The following is a 13,653-nucleotide window of genomic DNA, read 5'->3' on the forward strand; positions in this document are numbered from 1 at the left end:
TCACTCACTACCAGCTGCCACCTATTATCTATCCCCTATCTCGGAATCTCTATTCCTTCTAAAATCTGGCGGATAATTTCATCTGCTGTCAGGCCTTCCATTTCTCTTTCCGGCGACACGATAACCCTGTGTCTTAAAACAGCATAACTGGCTTCTTTAATATCTTCCGGGGTTACAAAGTCTCTTCCTCTCAATGCAGCAAATGCTTTTGAAGCGGTAAGCAGTGCCAGCGATGCTCTTGGTGAAGCTCCCAGATATAAAAACTGATTTTCTCTGGTATTGATGATGATCTTTGCAATATATTCCATCAGCTGACCTTCCACAATCACTTCTTTTACCAGATGTTGATAGCTTTTCAGCTGCTCTGCAGTAATCACTTTACCTACTCCTTCTGTTTTATCTTCTTTTTTGCTTTCGTGCTGATTTTTGATGATGGCAATTTCCTGTTCAAGGTTAGGATAACCCACATTGATTTTAAATAAGAAACGGTCTAACTGAGCTTCCGGAAGTCTGTATGTTCCTTCGTGCTCTATGGGGTTCTGGGTCGCCACCACCAGAAACGGTTCTTCCATAATATACCGGGTTCCGTCCATAGTAATCTGACGCTCTTCCATTACTTCAAATAATGCCGCCTGGGTTTTGGCCGGGGATCGGTTGATCTCATCAATCAGGATAAAATTGGAGAAAATAGGTCCTTTTTTAAATTCAAATTCCGAATTTTTCATACTGAAGACAGATGTCCCGAGAATATCTGAAGGCATCAGATCCGGTGTAAACTGTATTCTGCTGAAACCTACGTCGACTGTTTTTGCCAGTAATTTTGCAGTAATGGTTTTTGCAACACCCGGCACCCCTTCGATCAAAACATGCCCGTTGGAAAGTAATGCAGCCAGGAGATGCTCAATCATACTTTCCTGTCCGACGATTACTTTTCCTATCTCAGATTTTACTTTATCCAAACTGGCACGAAGCTCGATCATATCGATTCGTGACTGGAACTGCTCTTCCTGTTTATTAAGGTTGACAGAGCTTTCATTTTCTATATTTGGGTGATCAGGGTTTTCCATAATTTTTATTTTTTGGTTGGACAGGACTTCGTGCTATCTTGTTTGAAATCGTCCCGTCAGGGCTCTTTTTATTTTAATATCTCGTCAAGGAGTTTATTGATTCTTGCCAGATCTTCTTTCATCACATTTGCATAAGGGTCCTGTGCTTTCTTAATGAGGCTTATCGCTTCGTGAATAATTTCCATAGGTTTTCCTGTTTTAAGTTGTAACTTTTTGGCAAAGTCTGCATCCAGATCCTGTGTATCGATCAGGAGATCTATTCTTACTTTATTCAGAAAATACTGAGCTTTCTTTGCCATCATATCATGAAAATCGCCTTCCTGAAGATATAGATTTCCTATGCTTTTCACAAAATCTACGGAAGTATTTCTCAATGGCTCTAAAACAGGAACGATTCTCTGTTTTCTTTTCGCATTAAAGAAAATAAATAAGACCAATCCTCCCAGAAACACCCACCAGGCATATTTCAGGGCAGGATTCCCCAAAATAAACCTCATAAAGAACCGGGATTCTTTTGAATTGTTCTCAACAAACCAAAGTGTTTCTCTATCCTGAAGATAGGAGAAAACATCCTGAGCATATTTTGTATTTCCGGGTTTCAGCAAATAATAGTTTGTCAGAAAAAGGGGTTCACTATGAGCATAGATATAGCCTTTCCCGAATTTCACCTTGATGAAATTGGCCTGATCAGCATTTTTATTTTCTATTGTTTTACCCAGTACAACTACTCCGGGTCTGATAAATGAAAACCCTCTTCCTGATGGAAATTTATCTAATTTAACAAAATCATTCTGATACTTTTTGTCCGTAAGCTTCAATACATTTTCCTCTTCAAATGATATTTCGGAATCATAGTATCCGATTGTATCCGAAATCTGCTTAGGCATTCTGCTTACCATCAGCATCGCATCTGAACCTTTTGAAACCTCATCTAGAATTTTCTTCCACGATTCCCTATCTATATCATTTTCAATAACGATTATATTGTGGGGCTCTTTTTTATACTGTTGATAATATTCGTAAGGAGCCTGCTCCACTTTTTTCAGCTTACCTTTAAAAAGATCCTGTGCTTCATTACTAAAAACAAAAAGTCCGAAAGGAGATTTCTCACTGCGATCAAAATTCCTTCGCCAATCTGTAGTTTCTTTCTTATTAACTTCAAGCAATGCCAAAATAATCATCACAATGATGAAAATAACAGCATATATTTTGAAAGTTTTGTTCATGGTAAATTAAGTTATGGTGTAAAGGTCTGAAATTGATTTTTGAATTTTTGATAATTCTGCTCTGTAATATCAAATTCTCCGTACCAGACATACTCAAAGATATGAGAAAGGTCGGAAAACTCTTTTTTAAGATGAGGAGCTTTTACTTCTGCAACGTAGTCTTTATTTGTTTTTTCAGGATTCCAGGTGATCAGTTTTTTATCACTTAATTTTTTGAGAATAAATAAGAACTGATAACGTACCGCAGAACGGTAATCTTTCTCGTGCTCAAACTTCGCAATACTTTCAGGAAAGTTAATTTCATGAATATTTTCGTGAAGCTCTTCTACATTGAGATTTAATTTTCTGTTCTTTTTACCAAAAATAAAATTACCATCTTTCCCAAGAACATATCTGATAACAAAATACAATAAAAAGCCGACAAGAATAATGGCAAATAATCTAACCAATGTTGTTGTAAATTGTGCCGATTTGGTAAAAACGGTTTCTCCAAAAATTCCCCTGAAAATATTTTTTATTTTTCTTACTAATTTCGCCCAGAATGATTCTCTCGGTTTTGATTCTGAATAATCAAATTCATTTCCCTTATATCTGGACGGAACATTTTTCTTAAAGGTTTTGGGATATACTGTATTCTCCGAAACCGGATTTGCTTTTAAAACAGAATCTGCGGGAAGCATATTTTTATAATGTACCGTAGCATATAACGAATCTATCAAATGATCATCCACAGGACTATCATTCTGAGCCCGAATAAACCCCAGAAAAAAAAGAAATACTATGGAAAAAAGTATTTTATTCATTGATACCAATCGTGTCTATTTCGGCAAGTTCTGCTTTCTGGTGAAGATCTGTTCTGCTGTCATAATACATAATACCGGCATTCACATACATCAGGTTTGACAGGAAAAATGAGAGAATCATTGATATTCCGTAGAAAATGAACATAGCGATTCCCATAGCTCCGGTAAACGGATTTTCCTCAAAACTGGCGTCCGGTGTGGAAGTAAGCATTGAGCCGTAGAAAAATATCATCGGAACCAATGTAAAAATGGTCGTTGCAATGTAGATAATGATAAACATGACAAATGAAGATGCCCAATATTTCCAGAACGGAGACTTTTCACTTCCATTGGTGTAAGAAAACTGAGAGCGGATAGAATAGCTTAAGCTTTCTAAAAAGCCTCTTGAGGAATTAAAATAGTCGTACATCAAAAATGTTGTACAGTTAAATATCGTAGGATATAAAAGCAATATCAGAAAAAATCCGATAATGATCAGTACAAGGAGGTAGGAAAATCCAACCACGAACAAAACCAATGGTGCCACAATAAAAATCATTCCGAGGCACAGTTTGCCTATTCTTCCCGAGTTTTTTTTGAAGTCATCCAGAATTTCATCTGTCTTTACTTTTTCGGCTCCGTGAGCAATTCGTTTCAGATAAAAAACGGGGTATAAATAGTTAATGATTGCAATAAGCATTAACAATATAAACATCAATACCGACACTACCACAAGCATGCCTGTGTTCTCAGAAAAGTACTTTTCGAAGTAATAGGTTTCCCCACTCATATTAGGCCCTAAGAGCTGTCCGAAAATCTCCCTGAATCCGAAAATAACTACCACAGCGGCTAAAATCAGAAGCAACCCGTTAATAAGAATATAATTTTTAAAGTAATTCTTTCCGTATAATTTGAAGAAGTTGAAACTATCACTGATGAAAGTTCCAAAATCTCTTTTTTTATAAAATTGTATCATTGACGTGTTTATTAGTTTTTTTATTAACAATAGCAGGATATATAAAATAATAAAACCCTATGATCACAAGTGAAGTGATGATAATCGCAAAATTCAGTACCAAAGGCATTTTCAAAGCATGCCTGGTGATATAACCCTCAATAATTCCTGCGCAGATCGTAAAGGGAACCGTACTCAAAAATATTTTAAATGAATCCTGAAAACCTTTTTTAAAAGAATTAAATCTTGAAAATGTTCTCGGGAAAAGAATTGATGCTCCCAGAATCAATCCGCACATGGCTTCCACCACCATCGCAAAAATTTCAAAAACCCCATGAAGCCATATTCCCCTTGCACTGTCTTTCAAAGCTCCGTAATCATAGAAAAAATATTGGAAAGATCCCAACATGACACTATTGGACAGAAGAGCAAATAAAGTTCCTACTCCACCGGCAATTCCGTAGATATACAATTTGGCTCCCACCTGGATATTATTGAAAATAATTCCGATCGTACTTCCCCAGGTAGTTCCGCTCTGGTAAATTCCTACTGCATTATTACTTTTAATATTTTCTATCGTTTGATTCACATAATCTTCACCCAGAATGACTTTGGCAAAATCTTTATCATAAATACCTGATAATACCCCTATGGAAGTAAATAAAATAAAAAAGAGGAAAGCATACATCAGATACCGTCGATACTGATAAACCAGTAAGGGAACCTCAGTTTTAAAAAAGTAAATAAGCCTGTTCTCTTCCACTCTTTTTGTCTTATAGATCTTCTGAAAAATCTGAGAAGATAAGTGATTGAGATAAACGGTTGTATTACTTTTAGGATAATAAGTCTGTGCAAAAGAAAGATCATTGATCAGGTTGATGTACAACGAAGACAGGTCATCAGGATTTTTTTTAATTTTCCCATCAATAACCTGTTCTATTCCCAACCATTTTTCTTTATTTTGTTTAATGAAATAAACCTCTCTCATAATTGTAAAAGCTAAAATAATAAAAAATATGGCTCAAATTGCGATAAATACCTCACAAAATGTAAATATTAGCTTTAATATTGCCGGCGTAGGAGAAAGAATGCTTGCATTCATCATTGATCTTCTCATCAGGGTTGCTTACGTGATTATCATACTTTATGTTTTTTTCAATATTTTCGATTTAGGATATTTGCTGAATGGTCTTGATCAATGGTCTGTCATGGCTGTATATATCATTCTTACCTTTCCCGTATATATTTATCCGGTAGTTCTTGAAAGCTTAATGGAAGGACAGACTCCGGGGAAAAAACTTATGAAAATAAGGGTGGTGAAGATTGACGGATATCAGGCGAGCTTTGGGGACTATATGATCCGATGGGTATTCAGAATTGTAGATGTTTCATTTGCCGGTATCGTTGGACTGATCTCAATGATCGTGTCTAAAAACAATCAGCGTCTGGGAGATATTGCCTCAGGAACGGCTGTTATTTCATTAAAGAACAATATCAATATTTCCCATACTATTTTAGAGCATATTAAGGAAGATTATATCCCTTCATTTCCTCAGGTTATTGCTTTAAGTGATAATGATATGAGGATCATTAAAGATAATTATACAAAGGCTTTGAAAGTAGACGACCGTCAGATCATCAGCAGACTTTCTGATAAAATAAAAGGAATCCTAAAACTTGAAATAGATCCAACAAAAATGACGGAAAGGCAGTTTATCAATGTTATTATCAAAGATTACAATTATTATACGGGAAAAGATAATTAGGCGCGAAATATTGATAATCTAAATCATTTACTTATGACCTACAATTAAAGGTCGGTTCAATTTTTGTATCTTTAGAATCAAAGTCCACACTCATGAAATTTGAAAACAATAAATCCGGAAACGGCGGAGTACTTACATTAAATAACGAAATTAAAGAAGTAGGAAGACTTACCTATACCATTTTCCCTGAAGATCACAAACTGATCATTTCATTTGTTCTTGTGCATCCTGAATTTGAAGGGAGGGGAATGGGAAAATTTTTAGTTGAAGAAGCAATCAGATTTGCAAGGGAGAATAGCTGGAAGGTGTATCCTCACTGTTCATATGCAAGATCTGTAATGATGAGAATGAATGATGTGGATGATATTTTTCTAAAGAATTAGCACTTCGTTCAAAAGAATATCTTCAATATCATTGGGATAATCTACTTTTAAATGTTGGTCAGAAGCTACCCATTCCATAATTTCCTGCAGTTTTAAAACTTTAGAATTAGGAATTCCCATTTTATCCAGGGCACAGGCATTACACTCCTGCTCATATTGGTTGTGGATAGGAATTACGAACAGTTTTTTATCCATAAAAAGTGCTTCTGCAGGTGTTTCAAAACCTGCATTGCATAGAATACCTTCGCATCCTTCGAAATATTTCAGGTATTGGATTTCGTCAATAGGAAAAACTTCAACGTTTTTTACTTTTACACGAACTGTGCTGTATTTTGAAAATACTTTCCACTGTACGGGAATCTTTCTTAAAACTTTGATGATGTTTTCATCTGCAAAACTCGGAAGATATACCAGATAATATCCCTGTTTTTGCGGATTGAGATCTCTGATTTTTTTTCTGATCACCGGTTTTTTAATTTGGGGATGATAATTTTCAAAGTGAAATCCGATTTTCCGTTCACTGGGAACGTAATATTTCAAAATCATTTCACCCAGGAAATCTTTTTTTCCAGGTTTAGGAGTTTCAGGAAAGCTCATTGATGCCTGATGGCTTAGTTCAATCATCGGCAGCCCTTTCATCTTCGAAGCCCAGCCTGTTAACGGTTCATAATCATTGATGATTAAATCATATCCGGAAAGCTCAAGATTCCTTATAGTTTTTAACGCATCGAAAAATTTATTCTCAGTAAACGTTTTACGGTAGGATAAACCTCCTGTTTTATTATAAAGTAAAGAAATACCTTTATATTGAAAATTAATACCAAAATCAGCCTTTAATTGCGATTGATGACCACTGATCAGTGTATCGACGGATGCATATTTTTTTAGAATGGGAATTATTTCCTGGGCTCTGGCCATATGTCCGTTTCCGGTACCCTGAAATGCGTATAAAATTTTCATTTAGGTAAAATTGGTTACGATTTTTAAAAGATCAGAATTATCCATTTCCTGAATGTCTTCTGCTCCATCATCTGTGAGCAAGTGTTTATACTCGTCATAATAAAAGATCCTCCATTGTTTATCATTATATTCCAGAGCGGATAGATTCTCAATCCAGTCACCGGAATTAAGATAGGTACAGGAACCTTTCTTAGTGACCACTTCGCGCATTTGCGGCTGATGAATGTGCCCGCAGATCACATAATCATAGTGATTGTCAATAGCAAGTTCAGAAGCTGTCAGCTCAAAATCACCGATGTACTTTACTGCTTTTTTTACATTATTTTTGATTTTTTTTGAAAACGAATACTTTTCCTTACCCATCTTCTCCAAAAACCAGTTGACAACATTATTGATTATGATTAAAAGATCGTATCCCTTTCCTCCCAGTTTGGCAATCCATTTAGAATGTTGAACAGACGCATCGAAAACGTCGCCATGAAAGATCCATGTTTTTTTATCGTCAATGGTAAGACAAATTTTGTTACAAACCTTAAGTTTTCCAAGCTCAAAATCTGTAAACTTACGGAACATCTCATCATGATTGCCAGTGATGTAATAAACCTCCGTATCTTTAGTAGCAAATGAAAGAATCTTTCTGATTATTTTCAAATGAGGTTTAGGGAAGTAAGACTTTTTGAACTGCCAGATATCAATAATATCGCCATTCAAAACCAGTGTTTTGGGTTGGATAGAATTGAGGTACCTCAACAATTCTTTAGCCTTACATCCATAAGTTCCCAAATGAACATCCGATATGACAACTAATTCAACGTTTCTTTTCATCCGTATATTTTTCAGCTTTTTTTGGTTTGCCGAATGAAACGCCCGACAATTTCAATAGTTTAGAAATTTAGGAAAGGTATTTCATAGTTTTATACAAAGAAACTAATTGAAAGTTAACTGTATATGAATGCTATATTATTTTTTTAAAGAGAATTCATCAACTCTTCAGTGATTTCCATATTGTGGTAAACGTTTTGTACATCATCGTCATCTTCAAAACGTTCAAGCATTTTCATATTGGCTTTGAACTGGTCTTCAGTCACCTCTTTCGTATTATTAGGAATTCTTTGCAGTTCTGCGCTTTTTGCTTCAATTCCAAGTTCATCCAATTTATGGGATAAAGATCCGAAATCTTCAAAAGCAGTTGTAATCATTACTTCCTCTTCATCTTTTTCCACATCTTCTGCTCCTCCATCAATCATTTCCATTTCAAAATCATCCCAATCCATTTTGATTTGCGCCAAGTCGATCGTGAAAATACCTTTTCTGTCAAAGATAAAGGCAAGCTCACCATTTTTTCCAAGGTTTCCGTCAAATTTATTAAAGACAGCTCTTACATTAGCTACAGTTCTGGTTGTATTATTTGTAGTGCATTCTACAAAGAAAGCCACACCTCCCTGTCCGTATCCTTCGTAAGTAACTTCTTCATAGTTTTCGGCATCGGCACCGCTTGCTTTTTTAATTGCTCTTTCAACATTGTCCTTTGGCATGTTGGCCCCTTTGGCATTCTGGATACATCTTCTTAGTGCCGGATTGGATTCCGGATCTGCGCCTCCTGCTTTTACTGCCAGTGCAATATCTTTACCTATTTTAGAGAATGTTTTGGCCATCTTGTCCCATCTGGCCATTTTAGAAGCTTTTCTATATTCAAATGCTCTTCCCATTTTAATTTTTAATTTTCAACAAAATTAACTAAAAGTCAACAAAAAAAAAATACCTCCAAAAAAATTGGAGGTATTCATTATTTAGAAAAATTAATTATTTTCTTTTTTTAGCTGGAGCTTTTCTTTTAGCTGGAGCTTTACCTTTCTTCACTACAGTCTTCTTCACTACTACGTCTAGATCAGATTTCTTAAGTGCATCCCAAGCAGCACCGTTAACAGCTTCAACAACTACTTTTCTGTCAACCATTCTTTCAGCGTCAGTTGCTTTAGCAGGAACTTTAGCATCTCTTGATCCAACACCAGTAGATTTCAATTGGTTACCGTTAACTCCTCTTGATTCAAGAGCAGCAACTACAGAAGCAGCTCTTTCTCTTGAAAGTTTCAAGTTGTAAGCAGCAGCACCTTTAGCATCTGTGTGACCAGTTACTAAGAATGTACCATTTGAAGATTGCTTAATGATCTTAGCAGCTTCATCTAACTTACCGTTAGACTCTGGTCTGATCGTAGCTTTGTTGAAGTTGAACAAGATACCTTTAAGAGCACCTGTAGCTTCTTCAGAGATTACTTTCTCTGGTTTAGGACATCCGTTGTATTCTGGAAGACCTGGAACAGTAGGACAAGCATCATCTTTATCAAGGATACCGTCACCGTCTGTATCTGGCCAAGGACAACCGTTGTTTTCAGCAGGACCTGCTACTGTAGGACAAGCATCATCTTTATCGATAACACCGTCACCGTCTGTATCTGGCCAAGGACAACCGTTGTTTTCAACTGGACCAGCTACATCTGGACATTGATCGTCTTTATCTGGAACACCATCTCCGTCTGTATCAGGACATCCCTGGAATTCTGGTAAACCTGGTGTATCCGGACAAAGGTCATCTTTATCTAGGATACCATCCTTATCTCTATCTCTGTTTCCAAATCTGAATAAGATAGATGCAGAAGCTTGCCAGTGGTTTGCAACTGAAGATTTATCACCTGGAGTTGATACATAATCACCCTGAACACCAAGACCGAAGTTCTTAGTTACCCAGAAGTTAGCACCAGCACCTGTAGATAAAGCAAAGAAATTAGCTTTACCATTTTCGTTACCATCTTTACCGTTTTGAACAGTTTCGATTGGGTTACCATTAGCATCTACACTAGTTCTTGGGAAAGAAAGTGCAGTATAGTCATGTCTTAAATAGTTAGCACCAACTCTTAAATATGGATCAAACCAAGATTCTTCGTTCCATAAAAGACCTGCAGCTTTAACCTGAAGACCAAGACCTGTCATTAGGTAGAACTCTTTCCCCATGTTGAATCTTTTGTTTTCAACATTTCCTACTGAAGTCTGCCAGTCGATAACGAAACCTTTTCCAATGTTTCTAGCAACTGTTAACTTAGATAGTGGAGGTGTAATAGAGAAGTTGTTCATATTGAACATACTCTTCGTTAAATTTTTAGCAGAGAACGTATTACTGAAGCTTGAACGTGCTGCTACGTGGTTTTCTGCGTGAGCACCAACTCCGATCAACCACGGATTATTGGTAGTCTGCGCGAAAACAGTAGAAGCGACAGTAAGCGCAAATGCTGAAATTCCTAATTTTAGATTTTTCATAGAATTAAATGATTAAATAATTGATAATGCAAAATAAATATAATTTTTCTTTATATACAAAGTTTTTCAAATGATTTTTAACTTTTCTTTAATATTCTGTCCAGGTTCCGTTTATTTTCTCTATCTTTTATCGCCTCTCTTTTATCGTAAAGCTTTTTCCCTCTACCCAGCGCTATCAGCACCTTTGCTTTACCTCGATCGGTGATATATAACTTCAGAGGTATAATTGTGTTCCCGGCATCTTTTAACTTTTTCTCAAGTTTTGTTAATTCTTTTTTGTGCAACAGCAATTTCCGTTCCCTTTTTGTTTTGTGATTATAAAAAGTGCCTAATTTATACTCATCAATCATCATATTAATAATGTATAATTCCCCATCAATAAACTGACAGAACGATTCTGTGATAGATGCTTTAGAAGAACGTAAAGATTTTATTTCTGTCCCTGTCAAAACCATCCCGGCTTCGTATTCCTCAAGAATTTCATATTCAAACCGGGCTCTTCTATTTAATATGTTAACTGTTTTTTCAATCTTCATCATTTTAAAATTTCGTTAATGAAATATATAAAAAATACCCTACATTTAAAAACTTGAGTATTATATTATTACAATATACCCAAATTCTTTTCGTATTTTTGCGCCAAATTTACAAAACTATATGTTAACAGTATCTAACTTATCTTTACAATTCGGGAAAAGAGTTCTTTTTGACGAGGTAAATATTATGTTTACCAAAGGAAACTGCTACGGGATCATCGGAGCAAACGGTGCGGGAAAGTCTACATTCCTGAAAATACTAACAGGGAAGCAAGATCCGACAACAGGGCATGTATCTCTGGAACCAGGGAAAAGAATGTCAGTTTTGGAGCAGGATCACTTTGCATATGATCAATATACTGTTCTTGAAGCTGTATTAAGAGGAAATAAAAAATTATTTGAGATAAAGGAGGAAATGGATGCGTTATACGCAAAAGAAGATTTCTCTGATGAAGACGGAATTAAAGCTGGTGAACTAGGGGTAATTTATGACGAAATGGGAGGATGGACTGCTGAATCTGATGCACAAACCATGCTTTCCAACGTAGGAATTACAGATGATATGCACTGGCAGATGATGAGTGAACTTGAGAACAAAGACAAAGTAAAGGTTCTTTTGGCTCAGGCACTTTTCGGAAATCCGGATGTACTGATTCTGGATGAGCCTACCAATGACCTTGATATTGATACGATCTCCTGGTTAGAAGACTTCCTTGCTGATTATGAAAATACAGTAATCGTTGTATCTCACGACCGTCACTTCTTAGATACAGTTTGTACGCACATCGGTGACCTTGATTATTCTAAGCTTAACCTTTACACAGGTAACTACTCTTTCTGGTATCAGGCTTCTCAGCTGGCTACAAGACAGAGAGCGCAGGCAAATAAGAAAGCTGAAGAGAAGAAAAAAGAACTTCAGGACTTCATCGCAAGGTTCAGTTCGAACGTTGCTAAGGCTAAACAGGCTACGGCAAGAAAGAAAATGATCGACAAACTAAATATTGACGATATTAAGCCATCTTCAAGAAGATATCCGGCTATTATTTTCGAAATGGAAAGAGAAGCAGGAGATCAGATTTTAGATGTAAAAGGTCTTGAGAAGACTAAAGATGGAGAATTATTGTTCTCTAACATCGACTTAAATCTTAAAAAAGGAGATAAAGTAGCGGTACTTTCTAAAAACTCACTTGCCATTACAGAATTTTTTGAAATTCTGGCAGGAAATGTTGAAGCAGACAAAGGAACAGTTGCTTGGGGAGTTACAACAAACCAATCTCATATGCCTTTGGATAACACTAATTTCTTTCAGGAGGATTTAAGCCTGGTGGACTGGTTGAGACAATTCACCAAAAATGATGAAGAGCGCCATGAAGAATTCGTAAGAGGATTCCTGGGAAGAATGCTTTTCTCTGGTGATGAGGCTTTAAAATCCTGTAAAGTGCTTTCAGGAGGTGAAAAAATGAGATGTATGTTCAGCAGAATGATGCTTCAGAAAGCAAATGTACTTTTACTGGATGAACCGACCAACCACTTAGATCTTGAGAGTATCACAACATTGAACAACTCTTTATCCAACTTTAAAGGTAATCTTTTGTTAGCATCTCATGACCACGAAATGCTTTCAACCGTTTGTAACAGAATCATTGAACTGACTCCTACAGGAATCATCGACAGAGAAATGACTTATGACGAATATCTTGCTGATAAAAAGGTAAAAGAATTAAGAGAAAAAATGTATTCTTAATCTTATAACAGCATTAAAAAATATATAAAAATACCTCAAAGCTTTGCTTTGAGGTATTTTCGTTTAAACAATAAATAAAATAATTATTTTGTCAGTTTTGAAGTGGGAAGACTTACCGTCCCCGGATCTTTCCACAATCCGTCTTTCTCTGCTTTCTTTTTGATTGCAAGCGCTCTCTTTTCACTGTCAGGGTGAGAATTAAACATCTTCTCAAAATTGGTCTGCGTACTTCCTTCTGAAAGTAATGCCAGTTTTTTGAAAGCTGTATAAGCTCCTACAACATCATACTTATTCGTCTTCATGAAATCGTATGAGTAGGTATCTGCTTCAGATTCCTGTTTTTTGCTGTGAGAGGCATCTAAAAATGCATTGGCCATTTTTCCGATCTGGCTTTCATTAAGGGCTGCTACTGCGCCCGAAGCTGATGATGCGGCATCTAATGCGGCGGCCTTCAGGTATGCAGATTTCATAGCATCTTTTGTATCCTGATTTTTTACGTGACCGATTTCGTGACCGATTACAGCCAGTAATTCACTGTCAGTCATGATGTCCATCAGGGAAGAAAATACTCTCACACTACCGTCTGCACAAGCAAAAGCATTGATATCTTTTACTTTGTACACTTTGTAATTCAGGTTAAGGCCATCTTGTGATTTGTGTTTTCCAAACAATTTATTCAATCTCACGGTATAAGGATCTTTTGCTCCCGCCACAGGATTATTCTTATCCATCCATTCTACTGATTCTTTGGATAATTTGATGGCATCTTCGTTGGTAAATGTCAGGGCTTTTGCACCATTAGAAACGATTCCAGCTGCTTTTCCCAGATTAATTTTTTGAGCATTGATCGTATGCATTGCGCCCAGAAATAAAAGGCACACAGTCATTTTTTTCATAGTCATTTAAATTTGGAGCACGAAGA

Annotated in this window: 14 protein-coding genes; 3 read left to right on the forward strand and 11 right to left on the reverse strand. The window is 36.3% G+C overall.

The genetic code is table 11. From position 1 onward, the window contains the following. Positions 1-35: 35 nt before the first annotated feature. The 5 genes from M030_RS0100090 to M030_RS0100110 all read right to left on the reverse strand — a co-directional run bounded on the left by M030_RS0100090 (position 36) and on the right by M030_RS0100110 (position 5,018). Positions 36-1,067, reverse strand: coding sequence for an AAA family ATPase (locus M030_RS0100090; protein ID WP_051584819.1), 1,032 nt, complete (start codon positions 1,065-1,067; stop codon positions 36-38). Positions 1,068-1,135: 68 nt separating this feature from the next. Then, positions 1,136-2,293: a DUF4350 domain-containing protein gene (locus M030_RS0100095; RefSeq protein ID WP_027371676.1), complete on the reverse strand. Its 1,158-nt coding sequence runs from the start codon at positions 2,291-2,293 to the stop codon at positions 1,136-1,138. Between the two features lie 11 nt (positions 2,294-2,304). After that, the gene (locus M030_RS0100100; RefSeq protein WP_027371677.1) at positions 2,305-3,096 is read right to left on the reverse strand and encodes a DUF4129 domain-containing protein; all 792 of its coding nucleotides are present in this window, start codon (positions 3,094-3,096) and stop codon (positions 2,305-2,307) included. After that, the gene (locus tag M030_RS0100105; protein WP_027371678.1) at positions 3,089-4,051 is read right to left on the reverse strand and encodes a DUF4013 domain-containing protein; all 963 of its coding nucleotides are present in this window, start codon (positions 4,049-4,051) and stop codon (positions 3,089-3,091) included. Before M030_RS0100105 ends, M030_RS0100100 begins: the two co-directional genes overlap by 8 nt. Continuing rightward, positions 4,035-5,018, reverse strand: a complete 984-nt coding sequence (locus M030_RS0100110; protein WP_027371679.1) for a stage II sporulation protein M — start codon at positions 5,016-5,018, stop codon at positions 4,035-4,037. Before M030_RS0100110 ends, M030_RS0100105 begins: the two co-directional genes overlap by 17 nt. Before the next feature lie 28 nt (positions 5,019-5,046). Here M030_RS0100110 and M030_RS0100115 point away from each other — a divergent pair, with 28 nt between their 5' ends. Together M030_RS0100115 and M030_RS0100120 are read left to right on the forward strand one after the other, a co-directional pair. After that, the gene (locus tag M030_RS0100115; protein ID WP_027371680.1) at positions 5,047-5,796 is read left to right on the forward strand and encodes an RDD family protein; all 750 of its coding nucleotides are present in this window, start codon (positions 5,047-5,049) and stop codon (positions 5,794-5,796) included. 92 nt (positions 5,797-5,888) lie between these two features. After that, positions 5,889-6,179 carry a GNAT family N-acetyltransferase gene (locus tag M030_RS0100120; RefSeq protein WP_027371681.1) on the forward strand — a complete coding sequence of 97 codons (291 nt, stop codon included), beginning with the start codon at positions 5,889-5,891 and terminating at the stop codon, positions 6,177-6,179. Here M030_RS0100120 and M030_RS0100125 read toward each other — a convergent pair. From M030_RS0100125 to smpB, 5 genes are all read right to left on the reverse strand, one after another. Next, positions 6,168-7,139: a glycosyltransferase family protein gene (locus tag M030_RS0100125; protein ID WP_027371682.1), complete on the reverse strand. Its 972-nt coding sequence runs from the start codon at positions 7,137-7,139 to the stop codon at positions 6,168-6,170. The two genes, M030_RS0100120 and M030_RS0100125, sit on opposite strands and share 12 nt — an antisense overlap. Next, the gene (locus tag M030_RS0100130) at positions 7,140-7,964 is read right to left on the reverse strand and encodes a UDP-2,3-diacylglucosamine diphosphatase (RefSeq protein ID WP_027371683.1); all 825 of its coding nucleotides are present in this window, start codon (positions 7,962-7,964) and stop codon (positions 7,140-7,142) included. It lies immediately after the preceding gene. A 143-nt stretch (positions 7,965-8,107) separates the two neighbouring features. Beyond that, the gene (locus M030_RS0100135) at positions 8,108-8,848 is read right to left on the reverse strand and encodes a YebC/PmpR family DNA-binding transcriptional regulator (RefSeq protein WP_027371684.1); all 741 of its coding nucleotides are present in this window, start codon (positions 8,846-8,848) and stop codon (positions 8,108-8,110) included. A gap of 94 nt (positions 8,849-8,942) precedes the next feature. Further along, positions 8,943-10,451, reverse strand: coding sequence for an OmpA family protein (locus tag M030_RS0100140; RefSeq protein ID WP_027371685.1), 1,509 nt, complete (start codon positions 10,449-10,451; stop codon positions 8,943-8,945). A 77-nt stretch (positions 10,452-10,528) separates the two neighbouring features. Continuing rightward, a complete protein-coding gene (gene smpB, locus M030_RS0100145; RefSeq protein WP_027371686.1) occupies positions 10,529-10,987 on the reverse strand; it encodes an SsrA-binding protein SmpB in 459 nt (152 codons plus the stop codon). A gap of 121 nt (positions 10,988-11,108) precedes the next feature. On the opposite strand from smpB, the gene M030_RS0100150 reads away from it, so the two are divergent. Next, the gene (locus M030_RS0100150; RefSeq protein WP_027371687.1) at positions 11,109-12,731 is read left to right on the forward strand and encodes an ABC-F family ATP-binding cassette domain-containing protein; all 1,623 of its coding nucleotides are present in this window, start codon (positions 11,109-11,111) and stop codon (positions 12,729-12,731) included. Positions 12,732-12,814: 83 nt separating this feature from the next. Here M030_RS0100150 and M030_RS0100155 read toward each other — a convergent pair whose 3' ends face one another. Beyond that, the gene (locus M030_RS0100155) at positions 12,815-13,627 is read right to left on the reverse strand and encodes a M48 family metalloprotease (protein ID WP_027371688.1); all 813 of its coding nucleotides are present in this window, start codon (positions 13,625-13,627) and stop codon (positions 12,815-12,817) included. Positions 13,628-13,653: the final 26 nt, after the last annotated feature.

The organism is Chryseobacterium sp. UNC8MFCol (genome assembly GCF_000482305.1).
In the GTDB taxonomy this organism is placed as follows: Bacteria; Bacteroidota; Bacteroidia; order Flavobacteriales; family Weeksellaceae; genus Chryseobacterium; species Chryseobacterium indologenes.